The 13,267-nt window shown below is 64.5% G+C and carries 11 protein-coding genes; 7 read left to right on the top strand and 4 right to left on the bottom strand.

The genetic code is table 11. The features are described from left to right. The first annotated feature begins 78 nt into the window (after positions 1–78). The gene (locus ABIB73_RS33730; protein ID WP_354231300.1) at positions 79–2,289 is read left to right on the top strand and encodes a primosomal protein N'; all 2,211 of its coding nucleotides are present in this window, start codon (positions 79–81) and stop codon (positions 2,287–2,289) included. A 264-nt stretch (positions 2,290–2,553) separates the two neighbouring features. Here the strand turns inward: ABIB73_RS33730 and ABIB73_RS33725 are convergent, their stop codons facing one another. Beyond that, positions 2,554–3,057, bottom strand: a complete 504-nt coding sequence (locus ABIB73_RS33725) for a septal ring lytic transglycosylase RlpA family protein (RefSeq protein WP_354231298.1) — start codon at positions 3,055–3,057, stop codon at positions 2,554–2,556. Between the two features lie 636 nt (positions 3,058–3,693). Here ABIB73_RS33725 and ABIB73_RS33720 point away from each other — a divergent pair. From ABIB73_RS33720 to ABIB73_RS33695, 6 genes are all read left to right on the top strand, one after another. Continuing rightward, positions 3,694–4,254 carry a F0F1 ATP synthase subunit delta gene (locus tag ABIB73_RS33720; RefSeq protein ID WP_354231296.1) on the top strand — a complete coding sequence of 187 codons (561 nt, stop codon included), beginning with the start codon at positions 3,694–3,696 and terminating at the stop codon, positions 4,252–4,254. After that, on the top strand, positions 4,254–5,783 hold the full coding sequence (gene atpA / locus ABIB73_RS33715; RefSeq protein ID WP_354231294.1) for a F0F1 ATP synthase subunit alpha: 1,530 nt from the start codon (positions 4,254–4,256) through the stop codon (positions 5,781–5,783). Before ABIB73_RS33720 ends, atpA begins: the two co-directional genes overlap by 1 nt. Before the next feature lie 190 nt (positions 5,784–5,973). Next, positions 5,974–6,849, top strand: a complete 876-nt coding sequence (locus ABIB73_RS33710) for a F0F1 ATP synthase subunit gamma (protein ID WP_354231293.1) — start codon at positions 5,974–5,976, stop codon at positions 6,847–6,849. 54 nt (positions 6,850–6,903) lie between these two features. After that, on the top strand, positions 6,904–8,346 hold the full coding sequence (gene atpD, locus ABIB73_RS33705; RefSeq protein ID WP_354231291.1) for a F0F1 ATP synthase subunit beta: 1,443 nt from the start codon (positions 6,904–6,906) through the stop codon (positions 8,344–8,346). 99 nt (positions 8,347–8,445) lie between these two features. After that, the gene (locus ABIB73_RS33700) at positions 8,446–8,853 is read left to right on the top strand and encodes a F0F1 ATP synthase subunit epsilon (RefSeq protein ID WP_354231289.1); all 408 of its coding nucleotides are present in this window, start codon (positions 8,446–8,448) and stop codon (positions 8,851–8,853) included. Positions 8,854–9,002: 149 nt separating this feature from the next. Next, positions 9,003–10,658, top strand: coding sequence for an adenylate/guanylate cyclase domain-containing protein (locus ABIB73_RS33695; protein WP_354231287.1), 1,656 nt, complete (start codon positions 9,003–9,005; stop codon positions 10,656–10,658). A 115-nt stretch (positions 10,659–10,773) separates the two neighbouring features. On the opposite strand, the gene ABIB73_RS33690 is transcribed toward ABIB73_RS33695, so the two are convergent. The 3 genes from ABIB73_RS33690 to ABIB73_RS33680 form a co-directional block, all read right to left on the bottom strand. Further along, positions 10,774–11,283 carry an RNA pyrophosphohydrolase gene (locus ABIB73_RS33690; protein WP_354231285.1) on the bottom strand — a complete coding sequence of 170 codons (510 nt, stop codon included), beginning with the start codon at positions 11,281–11,283 and terminating at the stop codon, positions 10,774–10,776. Between the two features lie 64 nt (positions 11,284–11,347). Beyond that, a complete protein-coding gene (locus ABIB73_RS33685; RefSeq protein ID WP_354231283.1) occupies positions 11,348–11,851 on the bottom strand; it encodes an RNA pyrophosphohydrolase in 504 nt (167 codons plus the stop codon). Positions 11,852–11,926: 75 nt separating this feature from the next. Further along, positions 11,927–13,150, bottom strand: a complete 1,224-nt coding sequence (locus ABIB73_RS33680) for a divergent polysaccharide deacetylase family protein (protein ID WP_354231281.1) — start codon at positions 13,148–13,150, stop codon at positions 11,927–11,929. Positions 13,151–13,267: the final 117 nt, after the last annotated feature.

The following is a 13,267-nucleotide window of genomic DNA, read 5'->3' as shown; positions in this document are numbered from 1 at the left end:
CGTTTACTGTTCGCTAAGGCCGGCCCGGGGCGCTAGCCTCAAGGCCTTAAGGTTCCGATTCTCCATCCAAGATAATTCATGGATCATTCGCCGCGCAGCAGCACCGTCTCTCCAAACGCGACCCGCATGGTCGACGTGCTGGTGCCGGTCGCGCTCGACCAGACCTATTCCTACAAGGTGCCGCGCGGCATGGAATTGAAGGCGGGCGATCTCGTCGGCGTGCCGCTCGGCCCGCGCGAGGTGCTCGCCGTGGTCTGGGCGGAAAATGCCAATCCCGATCCGCGCCTGCATAACCGTCTCAAGGATGTCAGCGAGAAGCTCGACCTCCCGCCCTTGAAGCCCGAGCTGCGTTCGGTGGTCGACTGGGTCGCCAATTACACGCTGAGCCCGCGCGGCATGGTGCTGCGCATGTGCCTGCGGATGGGCGAAACCCTCGGGCCGGAGCGAGTGCGCGCCGGGGTGCGTCTGGTCGGTGATCCGCCGAAGCGGCTGACGCCGGCGCGGCAGCGGGTGATCGAGCTGCTGTCGGACCGGCTGCTGCACGGCAAATCCGAGGCCGCCAAGGCGGCCGGTGTCTCGGCCGGCGTGATCGACGGCCTGGTCGACGAAGGCACGCTCACGGTCGAGCCGTTGCCGCCGCCTCCGCCGCCTCTGGCACCCGATCCGGATTTTGGCCGGCCGGATTTCACGCCGCTCCAGCGCGCCGCGGTCGATACGATGCGCGCGCTCGCGGCCAACGGCACGTTCCACGTCGCGCTGCTCGACGGCGTCACCGGTTCGGGCAAGACCGAGGTCTATTTCGAGGCGATTGCAGAAGCCATCCGCCGCGGCAAGCAGTCGCTGATCCTGATGCCGGAGATCGCGCTGACCGGCCAGTTCCTCGACCGCTTCGCGCAGCGCTTCGGTGTGCGGCCGCTGGAGTGGCATTCGGAGCTGACGCCGCGCACCCGCGCACGCAATTGGGCGGCGATCTCCGAAGGGAGCGCGCCGGTCGTGGTCGGCGCGCGCTCGGCGCTGTTTCTGCCTTACGCCAATCTCGGGCTGATCGTCGTCGATGAAGAGCACGACCAGGCCTACAAGCAGGACGACGGCGTGCATTATCACGCCCGCGACATGGCGGTGGTGCGCGCACATATCGCAAAGATTCCGGTCGTGCTGGCCTCCGCAACGCCATCGGTCGAGTCCGAGGTCAATGCGCGCAAGAACCGCTATCAGCGCATCGCGCTGCCGTCGCGCTTCGGCGGCCAGCACATGCCGCATATCGAGGCGATCGACATGCGCCGCGAGCCGCCCGCGCGCGGCCGCTTCATCTCGCCGCGCCTGGCAGGCGAGATCAGAAGCGCAATCGAGCGGCGCGAGCAGGCGCTATTGTTCCTCAATCGTCGCGGCTATGCGCCGCTGACCCTGTGCCGCGCCTGCGGCCATCGCTTTGCCTGCACCATCTGCGATGCCTGGCTGGTCGATCACCGCTTCCGCCAGCGCCTGGTCTGTCATCATTGCGGCTTCTCGATGCCGCGCCCGCAGATTTGCCCGCATTGCGCGGCCGAGGAATCGCTGGTCGCGGTCGGCCCCGGGGTCGAGCGCTTGCAGGAGGAGGCGGCTGCGCTGTTTCCGGAAGCGCGCACCATGGTGCTGTCGAGCGATCTCATCACCTCGATCGAGACGATGCGCTCGGAGCTGAACGATATTGCCGAAGGCCGCGTCGACATCATCATCGGCACGCAGCTCGTCGCAAAGGGGCACAATTTTCCGCGGCTCAATCTCGTCGGCGTGGTCGATGCGGATCTGGGCTTGAGCAATGGTGATCCGCGCGCGTCCGAGCGCACCTGGCAATTGCTCAACCAGGTGATCGGCCGCGCCGGGCGCGAGCAGGGCCGTGGCGTCGGCTATCTCCAGACCCACCAGCCCGACCATCCCGTGATGAAGGCGCTGATCGCATGCGACCGCGAGGCCTTCTACGACAGCGAGATCGACCTGCGCGAGCGCACGCTCTATCCGCCGTTCGGGCGGCTCGCGAGCCTGATCATCTCCGCAGGCGACCGTCCGAGCGCGGAAGGCTTTGGCCGCAGGCTCGTTGCACTCGCGCCGCGCGACGAGCGCGTGGTGGTGCTGGGCCCGGCCGAAGCGCCGCTCGCCGTGATCAAGGGGCGCTACCGCTTCCGCATCCTGGTGAAATCGGCGCGCGGTTTTGATCTGTCCGACTATTTGCGCAATTGGCTCACCGTTTGCCCGAAGCCGAAGGGCAATCAAAAGCTCGAGGTCGACGTCGATCCGCAGAGCTTTTTGTAGTTCCGCCGTCATTCCAGGGCGCGCGACAGCGCGAGCCCGGAATCCATTTCACCGCAGACTCTGCCGCCCGATGGATTCTCAGATGCGCAATTGCGCATCATAGCTCGCGCCAAGTGGCGCGCCCCGGAATGACGGAGCAAACAAAAAGCCCGCCGTCCCCCAAGACGGCGGGCTCGCTTCACCCCGCGCCAATCCCCGCCGCTCACACGTCCATGTGGACGATGACGAGAACTGCGCTTGTGAGGCGAGGCGGGTCGTGCGCCGTTAGGAAACGACCTCGGCGGTGACGCGGCCGACGCCGGCACCGGTGAGGCCGATGGCGCGGGCAGCGCCCGTGGAGAGGTCGAGCACGCGGCCGCGCACGAACGGGCCACGGTCATTGATGGTGACGATGACGCTCTGGCCGCCATGGGTGACGCGGAGCTTGGTGCCGAACGGCAGCGAACGGTGCGCCGCGGTCATGGCGTTCTGGTTGAAGCGCTGGCCCGACGCGGTCCGGCTGCCGGACTCGTTGCCGTAAAAGGAGGCCATGCCGGAGAAGCTGTGGCCCGAACCCGACGACGGCGCCATTGACGCAATGGACGCATTGGCATTGCGCCAGTCCGGGTTGGTGTTGGAATCGTTCTGGGCCTGGTGGTGATGGTAGCGGTGATGCCTGGATTTGGCGGAAGCTTCGGTGGCAGTTCCGCCGACGAGGAGAGTTGCGGCAACGAAAGCGATCGCCGTACGCGGCCGGGTCACAGAGCCCAGCGTCTTCAAAGACAGCATTTAGTGGTCCCTAAGCTAGTATTGCCACATATGTGGCCAGTGGAGCCCTCATCAGTTTGTGAGCGGGATCGCGTTTCGTTGCGCAATGAGGCGTGAATTGGGCAGTAGTTCCGCTATGAGTGCTGCTGAAATATCTTGTTACTCGTGCCGATATTCGGGCGATGTTCCGTATTCTTTCACTTTAACGGTTTGTTAACTAACATATTACTTGCGAATACTGTAAAACGAAGTCGTTTCTCGAGGCGTTTAGAATTGGGTAAGTATTCGGCGGGTGAAGCGGACGAGGGCAAACTCACGGCTCAGCGAGCTGTGTTCATGGCCGCTATGCGCTGAGGGCAGGAACCAATGGGCCGGTCGCCGCAGCAATGCTCGCGGCAATTCCGTGACGTGGCAGGTCAGTGTTCGGATATCGCGGCGTGCGACGAACTGGCGAGAAACAGCCGAGCCTTTAAGTTGCCGTCATGTTGCACGTGCGCGCCTGCTATGTTAGCAAAGCCGCGATTTTAACGAGCCCGGCACTTCCTGTGCCGGTCGGAAATCGAAGTCCCGCTTGAATTCCAAGGGCTTGGATCGCTAGGCGCCGCTTCGTGGCGACGGTTTTCCCCTTGCGAATTTGACAGCTAAAAGAGCGCGTCTGTGGCTGCAGAAAATACCTCCGTTTCCGGTGTGTCCGGTCGTTATGCAACGGCCTTGTTCGAGCTGGCCCGCGACCAGAAAGTGGTCGACGAGGTCAACGCCGACCTCGGCCGGTTCGAGGGCCTCTTGAACGAAAGCGCCGATCTGAAGCGCCTCGTCCGCAGCCCGGTGTTCGCGGCCGAGACCCAGTCCAGGGCCCTCTCGGCCGTTCTGGACAAGGCCGGCATCGCCGGCATCTCCGCCAATTTCCTGAAAGTCCTGACCGCCAACCGCCGCCTGTTCGCGGTGGCTGACGTCATCCGCGACTACCGCGCCCTCGTCGCCAGGTTCAAGGGCGAGGCGACCGCGGACATCACTGTGGCAGAGGCGCTTTCGGACAAGAATCTCGATGCCCTCAAGGTTGCCCTGAAGTCGGTGACCGGCAAGGACGTCGCGCTCAACGTGAAGGTCGATCCCTCGATCATCGGTGGCCTCGTGGTCAAGCTTGGCAGCCGCATGATCGATAGTTCGCTTCGCACCAAACTCAATTCGATCAAGCACGCGATGAAAGAGGCAGGCTGATGGACATCCGCGCCGCGGAAATTTCCGCGATCCTGAAGGACCAGATCAAGAATTTCGGCCAGGAAGCTGAAGTCTCCGAAGTCGGACAGGTGCTGTCCGTCGGTGACGGTATCGCTCGCGTCTACGGTCTGGACAACGTCCAGGCCGGTGAAATGGTCGAGTTCGAGAACGGCACCCGCGGCATGGCGCTGAACCTCGAGACTGACAACGTTGGTATCGTTATTTTCGGTGCCGACCGCGAGATCAAGGAAGGCCAGACCGTCAAGCGCACCCGCGCCATCGTGGATGCGCCGGTCGGCAAGGGCCTGCTCGGCCGCGTCGTCGACGCGCTCGGCAACCCGATCGACGGCAAGGGTCCGATCCAGGCCGACAAGCGCATGCGCGTCGACGTCAAGGCGCCCGGCATCATTCCGCGCAAGTCGGTGAGCGAGCCGATGGCGACCGGCCTCAAGGCGATCGACGCCCTGATCCCGATCGGCCGCGGCCAGCGCGAGCTGATCATCGGCGACCGCCAGACCGGCAAGACTGCGATCGCGCTCGACACCATCCTCAATCAGAAGCCGCTGAACGCGCAGCCGGACGAGAACATCAAGCTGTATTGCGTCTACGTCGCGATCGGCCAGAAGCGTTCGACCGTCGCCCAGTTCGTGAAGGTGCTGGAAGAGCAGGGTGCGCTGGAATATTCGATCATCGTCGCCGCCACCGCGTCCGATCCGGCGCCGATGCAGTACATCGCGCCCTTCACCGGCTGCACCATGGGCGAGTACTTCCGCGACAACGGCATGCACGCCGTCATCATCTATGACGATCTATCCAAGCAGGCCGTCGCCTACCGCCAGATGTCGCTGCTGCTGCGCCGCCCGCCGGGCCGCGAAGCCTATCCGGGCGACGTGTTCTATCTGCACTCCCGCCTGCTCGAGCGTGCGGCGAAGCTGAACAAGGACCAGGGCTCCGGCTCGCTGACGGCGCTGCCGGTCATCGAAACCCAGGCCAACGACGTGTCGGCCTACATTCCGACCAACGTCATCTCGATCACCGACGGCCAGATATTCCTGGAAACCGACCTGTTCTTCCAGGGCATTCGCCCCGCTGTGAACGTCGGTCTGTCGGTGTCGCGTGTCGGCTCCTCGGCGCAGACCAAGGCCACCAAGAAGGTCGCCGGCAAGATCAAGGGCGAGCTCGCGCAATACCGCGAAATGGCGGCGTTCGCGCAGTTCGGCTCCGACCTCGACGCCTCGACCCAGCGCCTGCTCAATCGCGGTTCGCGCCTCACCGAGCTCCTGAAGCAGCCGCAGTTCGCGCCGTTGAAGATGGAAGAGCAGGTTTGCGTGATCTGGGCCGGCACCAACGGCTATCTCGATCCGCTCCCGGTCAACAAGGTGCGTGCGTTCGAGGACGGCCTGTTGTCGCTGCTGCGTGGCAAGAACGTCGAGATCCTCAACGCGATCCGCGACAGCCGCGATCTCTCCGACGACACCGCCGCCAAGCTGAAGTCGGTGGTCGAAGGCTACGCCAAGAGCTTTGCTTAAGAAGACCGGCTTTGCATAAGAAGGCCGTCACGGCCGGACGAAAGCGCAAAGCGCGTCTTTGCGGTCCCGGCCATCCGCGCCTCACCGCGTGGGAGACGACGACGTGGATGCCCGGGACAAGCCCGGGCATGACGACTGGGATAGGCTAGCGGCTCGATCGTAACGGTCGAACCGCCGGGGTGAACGAAGAATGGCTTCACTTAAAGACATGCGCGTCCGCATCGCCTCGACCAAGGCGACGCAGAAGATCACCAAGGCCATGCAGATGGTCGCGGCGTCCAGATTGCGCCGCGCGCAGATCGCGGCCGAGGCGGCGCGGCCCTATGCCGACAAGATGAGCGCGGTGATCTCCAATATCGCCGGCGCCGCCGCGGGCTCGCCCGGTGCGCCGGCGCTGCTGGCCGGCACCGGCAAGGACCAGGTTCACCTGCTGCTCGTCTGCACCGGCGAGCGCGGCCTGTCCGGCGCCTTCAACTCCTCGATCGTGCGTCTCGCCCGCGAGCGCGCGCAGGCGCTGATGGCCCAGGGCAAGGAAGTGAAATTCTTCTGCGTCGGCCGCAAGGGCTACGAGCAGCTCCGCCGCCTGTTCGACAAGCAGATCGTCGAGCACCTCGACCTGCGCAGCGTTCGCCAGCTCGCCTTCGTCAATGCCGAAGACATTGCCAAAAAAGTGCTGGCGCGCTTCGATGCCGGCGAGTTCGACGTCTGCACGCTGTTCTATTCGCAGTTCAAGTCGGTGATCGCCCAGATCCCGACCGCGCAGCAGATCATTCCGCTGGTCGTGGAAGAAAAGGCGGCGAACGCGCCGTCGACGTCCTACGAATATGAGCCGGAGGAGGACGAGCTCCTCTCCGGCCTGCTGCCGCGTAACATCGCGGTGCAGATCTTCCGCGCGCTGCTGGAAAACAATGCCTCGTTCTATGGCGCGCAGATGAGCTCGATGGACAACGCCACCCGCAATGCCGGCGAAATGATCCGCAAGCAAACCCAGATCTATAACCGAACCCGTCAAGCCCAGATCACCAAGGAGCTGATCGAGATCATCTCCGGCGCCGAGGCGGTCTGACGCACGAACCAAACGACGGTCGTTCAAGTACAGAATTCCGAAGGAGAGCAATTCATGGCCACAGCAGCTAACCAGATCGGTCGCGTCACCCAGGTCATGGGCGCAGTCGTCGACGTGCAGTTCGAGGGCCACTTGCCGGCCATTCTCAATTCGCTGGAAACCAAGAACGGCAACATCCGCCTCGTGCTGGAAGTCGCCCAGCATCTCGGTGAGTCCACCGTGCGCACGATCGCGATGGACGTGACCGAAGGTCTGGTGCGCGGCCAGGAAGTGACCGACACCGGCCAGCCGATCGCGGTTCCGGTGGGTGCTGGCACGCTCGGCCGCATCATGAACGTCATCGGCGAACCGATCGACGAAGCCGGCCCGATCCAGTCCGAAGGCAAGCGCGCCATCCACCAGGAAGCGCCGTCCTACACCGACCAGTCGACCGAAGCTGAAATTCTCGTCACCGGCATCAAGGTCGTCGATCTTCTTGCTCCGTATGCGAAGGGTGGCAAGATCGGCCTGTTCGGCGGCGCCGGCGTCGGCAAGACCGTGCTGATTCAGGAGCTGATCAACAACGTCGCCAAGGCGCACGGCGGTTACTCGGTGTTCGCCGGCGTCGGCGAGCGTACCCGCGAGGGCAACGACCTCTACCACGAGTTCATCGAGTCCAAGGTCAACGCCGATCCGCACAATCCGGATCCGAGCGTGAAGTCGAAGTGCGCGCTGGTATTCGGCCAGATGAACGAGCCGCCCGGCGCCCGCGCCCGCGTCGGCCTCACCGGTCTGACCGTCGCCGAGCACTTCCGCGACCAGGGCCAGGACGTGCTGTTCTTCGTCGACAACATCTTCCGCTTCACGCAAGCCGGTTCGGAAGTGTCGGCGCTGCTCGGCCGTATTCCGAGCGCCGTGGGTTATCAGCCGACGCTCGCCACCGACATGGGCGCGCTCCAGGAGCGCATCACCACCACGCAGAAGGGCTCGATCACCTCAGTGCAGGCCATCTACGTTCCGGCCGACGACTTGACCGACCCGGCGCCCGCGACCTCGTTCGCGCATTTGGACGCCACCACGGTGTTGAACCGCGCGATCTCGGAAAAGGGCATCTACCCGGCGGTGGACCCGCTCGACTCGACCTCGCGCATGCTCTCGCCGCTCGTCGTCGGCCAGGAGCACTACGACACCGCGCGCCAGGTCCAGCAGGTGCTCCAGCGCTACAAGTCGCTCCAGGACATCATCGCCATTCTCGGCATGGACGAGCTTTCGGAAGAGGACAAGCTGACGGTGGCCCGCGCCCGCAAGATCGAGCGCTTCCTGTCGCAGCCGTTCCACGTCGCCGAAATCTTCACCGGCTCGCCCGGCAAGTTCGTCGACCTCGCGGACACCATCAAGGGCTTCCGCGGTCTCTGCGAAGGCAAGTATGACCACCTGCCGGAAGCCGCCTTCTACATGGTCGGCACCATCGAAGAGGCGGTCGAGAAGGGCAAGAAGCTGGCGGCGGAAGCCGCCTAAGCTGGCGAATAGCGAATAGGGAGTGGCGAGTAGAATCTATTCGCCATTCGCTACTCGCCACTCGCCCGTTCGCTACTCACCATTCGCAAGGCGTTCTCCATGGCCACCTTCCACTTCGATCTCGTCTCGCCGGAAAAGCTCGCATTCTCGGGCGAGGTCGACCAGGTCGACATTCCCGGCGTCGAGGGTGATTTCGGCGTGCTGGCGGGTCATGCGCCGGTCGTGGCTGCGATCCGCCCGGGCATCCTCACCCTCACCGCCGGCGGCAAGCACGAGAAGATCATCGTGCTCGGCGGCCTCGCCGAAGTCTCCGAGAAGGGCCTGACCGTGCTCGCCGACGTCGCGACCTCGCTCGCCGAGCTCGACCGCGCGCAGTTCGCCGAGACCATCTCTGAGATGGAAGAAAACCTCAAGGAGCACGAAGGCGGCGAGCTCGATCGAGCCATCGAGCGGCTGGATCACTTCAAGAGCATCCAGCAGCAGCTCAATAGCACAGCTATGCATTAAGCCCCGGGGCACCGCTCCGGGGCTCGGACAAGAGATTCCTGAATAAGTTCAGCGCTCGTCACCGCCGTGACGGGCGCTGAAACTTTGTTGCAGCGCGCCGCCGATAGCGGCATTCTCACCCGGAATTTTGTTCCGGGGGCCGGTCGCAGATGAAACGCAAGATCGCAGCGATTTTCGCAGCCGATATTGCCGGTTACTCAAGGCTGGTCGCGGAAGACGAGGAGGAGACGCTGCGGCGCCTGGCCTCCTATCGCTCGGTCGTTGACGATTTCATCGCCAAGGCGAGCGGACGCATCTTCAATACCGCCGGCGATGCCGTGCTCGCGGAATTTCCGAGCGCGGTCGACGCGGTGCGTTGCGCGATCGACATCCAGGAATCCCTGCGGACCCGCAACATGGCTTACCCGCCAAGCCGGCAGATGTCGTTCCGCATCGGCATCACCATCGGCGACGTGGTCGAGCGCGACGGCGATCTCCTGGGCGACGGCGTCAACATCGCGGCACGGCTGGAAGGCCTCGCCGAGGTCGGCGGCATCTGCGTCTCCCGCGCCGTGCATGAACAGGTCGCCAACAAGCTGTCGGTGCAGTTCGCCGACATCGGCGCGCAGGAGGTCAAGAACATCCCGACGCCGGTGCACGCCTACATGGTGGCGATGCGGCGTGAGGACGGCACCTATGCCACGCCGCAGGTGAAGAAGGTGGCAAAGGCAGCACCCGCGCCGAACTGGATGTGGCCGCTGGTGGTCGGAATCGTCTCCGTCGTCGCCATTGGCGTCGGCGGCTTCCTGTATTTCACCAAGCTCGAAACCACCAAGGAAACTTCCTCCGCGGCCGCAACGTCACCGAGTCCAACGGCTACGGTAACGCCCAGCCCAATGCCCACGTCGGCCGCGAAGGCGCCGATGCCCATGCCGACGCCGACACAAAGTGCAGCGGCTGCCGCTACACCGACGCCGATGCCGTCGCCGCCTTCCGCCTCAGGCGGCAAATTCTCCGTGGACGCGGTGCCGTTTATCGGCGAGCGCCTGCGCGCCTATCTCAGCAACGAATATTCCGCCGCCGGCGATTACAAGGCGTTTGCCCTGAACATCGGCGGCTTCACCGGCTCCGCGCTCAATCAGCCGAACGAGGAAGCCGCGCGCAATGCGGCGCTGGACCAGTGCCAGAAGCGCGCGGATGCCGCGCAGTCGCCGCGGCGCTGCGAACTCTATGCGGTCGGCAACAATGTCGTCTACACGCAAGGCAAGCCGCCAATGCCGCCGCAGCCATGGGTTCGGCACGACACCATGACCGAGCGTCCCTTCGTGTCGAAGGACTTTCCGATGCTGCGCGACCCCGCCAAGGTTCGCATCGAGAACATGTATGTGCCGGCCGCGAAATCGCGTTCGGTCGCGCTCGGTCCGGGCGGACAATATTTCATGGTGTTTGGATCGTCATCCGTCGACGAATCGACGCGGCGCTCGCTGGAATCCTGCGGCGCGATCGCCGGCGTGGCCTGTATGATCGTGGCGGTCGACGAAAATTTCGTCGTGCCGATCCCGACCTTGCTCAAGATCAACGGCTTCTTCCATGCCGTGAGCAATTCCTCGATCGTGGCCGATGCCCGCGACGAGGTGGTACGCAAACTCGGCGATGGTATGGGCTGGAATGCTGTTGCCGTCGGCACCGCAGGCCGCCCCGGCCTTGGCCTGAAAGCCGCGGACGAGCAGACGGCGGTCAACGCTGCGCTCGCCGACTGCGTCAAGCACGACAGCGACTGCCACGTCATCGCGATCGGTCCGTTTACGGTGGGGCCGACCAATTAGCGCGGACCCGGCGCGTCGTGGCTGATTTTGCCCGACGTCTCAGTGACTTCGCAGAGACCACCGCGCATCACGCCGGCGCTGGCCTGCTACTGTGCATGGGGTTGTTTTCGACATTTCAAGTTTTGGTCGCGAACCGCGCGAATTGAAGCGCCACGCCGCGATAGACATCGCGCCGAAACGGCACCACGAGATCAGCGACGCGTTCGAGATGTTCCCAGCGCCACGCATCGAACTCCGCGGGCTGTCCGTTGCGCGGCGTCAGCGGGTCGATCTCGTCGTCACGGCCGGTGAAGCGCAGCGCGAACCATTTCTGGCGCTGGCCGCGGAATTTCGCCAGCCGGTGCGTCTGTGGTCCGTCATAGGGCGGGAATTCGTAAGTGAACCAATCGGTCTCGCCGAGATAGTCTGCGCTGCGGACACTGGTCTCTTCCCAGAGCTCGCGCATCGCTGCATCGCGCAGGTTCTCGCCCTCGTCGACGCCGCCTTGCGGCATCTGCCAGTCGAGGCCCGGCAGGACGATCTCGGGTCCGTCGCCCTTGAAGCGGTGGCCGATCAGGACACGGCCATCGGCGTTGAACAGCGCGATCCCGACATTGGGACGGTAGGGCTTGTTGTCGTTGGACATGCGGTCACTTCTTTGATCGTCATCTTGGGTTCGTGCTTTGCACGCCCCGGAATGACGATGCAAATTATTCGTCCGCGAGCGCGGCAAATTCCTTCACCACGCGCTCATAGACCGGGCGTTTGAAGGGAATGATCAACCCGGTCAGGTTCTTCATCGGCTCCCAGCGCCAGCCCACGAACTCGGCCTTGTGGCCGCCGCCGGGGTTTTCGACGTTGATCTCGCTGTCCTTGCCGGTGAAGCGCACCGCGAACCATTTCTGGCGCTGGCCGCGATAGCGTCCCTTCCAGGCGCGGCCTGCGACCGTGCGCGGAATGTCGTAGATCAGCCAGTCCGGCACTTCGCCGAGCCGTTCGACCGAGCGCACGCTGGTTTCCTCGTAGAGCTCGCGCTTGGCGGCCTCCCAGGTGTCCTCGCCGGGATCGACGCCGCCCTGCGGCATCTGCCAGACATGACTGTCGTCGACATGCTCGATGCCGCCGGCGCGGCGTCCGATGAATACCAGTCCCTTTGGGTTGATCAGCATCACACCGACGCAGGTTCGGTAGGGCAGATCCTCATAGCGCGCCATTCCGCCAAACCTCTCGCGTGCTTTCGGCACGGCTCAATTGGCCCCGCGGGACCCGCGCCACACCAATCCGTTGATTTAGCTGGATTTTGATTTCAGCATCGCGGTTGTCAATGGCACCAAAAGGATACCCCGGTCGCTCAATGTCTTGATCCAGGTGCCGACCCTGTCGATGGAGACGGGGAGGGCGGAGGCGGTGCCGACGGCGACGCCGCGCTCGCGCGCCACCGATTCGAGCTTGTTCAGGGCGCGGTCGATCTCGTTCGGGGTCGGCACCGCGTCGATGGCGATGTCACCCTTGCCGAACGGAACTGCCAGGCTCGCCGCGGCCTGGGGCGCGATGCTGCGGGGCGAGGAGCCGTCGTCGAAGAAGCCGAGCCCGCGCTTGGATGCCTCGCGGATGATCGGCTGCATCGCCGCCTCGGTCGCCACGAAGCGGGCGCCCATGAAATTGGTGATGCCGGCATAGCCTTGCATCCGGCTCAGGTGCCAGTACAGGCGGTCGGTGTTCTGGTCGGCGGTCAGCGAGGTCAGCAGCGTCTGCGGCCCCGGATCGTTGTCGGGGAAGTCGTAGGGCTCCATCGGGATCTGCAGGAAGATCTCGTGGCGCTGGGCGCGGGCCCGTTCGGCGAGCTTGCCGGGATCGGAGCCATAGGGCGTGAAGGCCAGCGTCACCGCCGGCGGCAGCTTCATGATCGCGTCGGTGGTCTTGGCCGCGCCGACGCCGAGGCCGCCGATCACGATTGCGACCACCGGCATTTTCGCGGCCTTGGCGCGGTCGGCATCCGCCGCATAGACGTTGAACGGCTTTAGCCCCTCGGCAACCACCGGGATCATGCCGTAGCGCGATTTCTCCAGCAATTTGGGGTCGATCCCGGCCATGACGGCTGGCGCTGCGGAGGCTGCCTCGCCCTTGTCGGCGGCGTCGCCGCCGCCGATCACCACGTCATGGCGCGCGCCGGTGGAGCCGTCGATCATGGTGACGGTCTTGTTCTCGCCCGAAGCAGCCGGCTTCGGTGCCTCCCTGGTCTCGTGCTTGCTCTCTTGGCCATGTCCGGCGGCGGCCGGCTCTGCGGAGGGCTTCTCTTCAGCGGTCTTGGGGTCGCGGATCGCAATCCGCACCATTGGTTCGCCGCCGAGCGGGTCCTTGTTGAAGATGGCGAAGCCGGCAAAGGCGACCAGGAACAGGCCGAGCAGGACGGCCAGCGCCTGCATGGCAGTGAACGGCAGCCGCAACCGCCGTTTCCGGCGCGGCTTCTCCTGTCCGAGCGGGGCGCTCAGATCATCGGCCGTTTCAGTCATGCGCGATCCCGAATCACTTAAGCCGACGATACCACGCCAAGGTCAAGCGGCGGCAGGCCGGGATCGGCCGGGGAGGGCGTGGTGGAACTTCCAAGCAAAAAGGGCGGCTCCAGGAGC

It is taken from the genome of Bradyrhizobium sp. F1.4.3, assembly GCF_040548375.1.
Classification (GTDB): Bacteria; Pseudomonadota; Alphaproteobacteria; order Rhizobiales; family Xanthobacteraceae; genus Bradyrhizobium.
The sequence above is the reverse complement of the archived record's forward strand: the minus strand, read 5'-3'. Positions and strand labels throughout refer to the sequence as shown.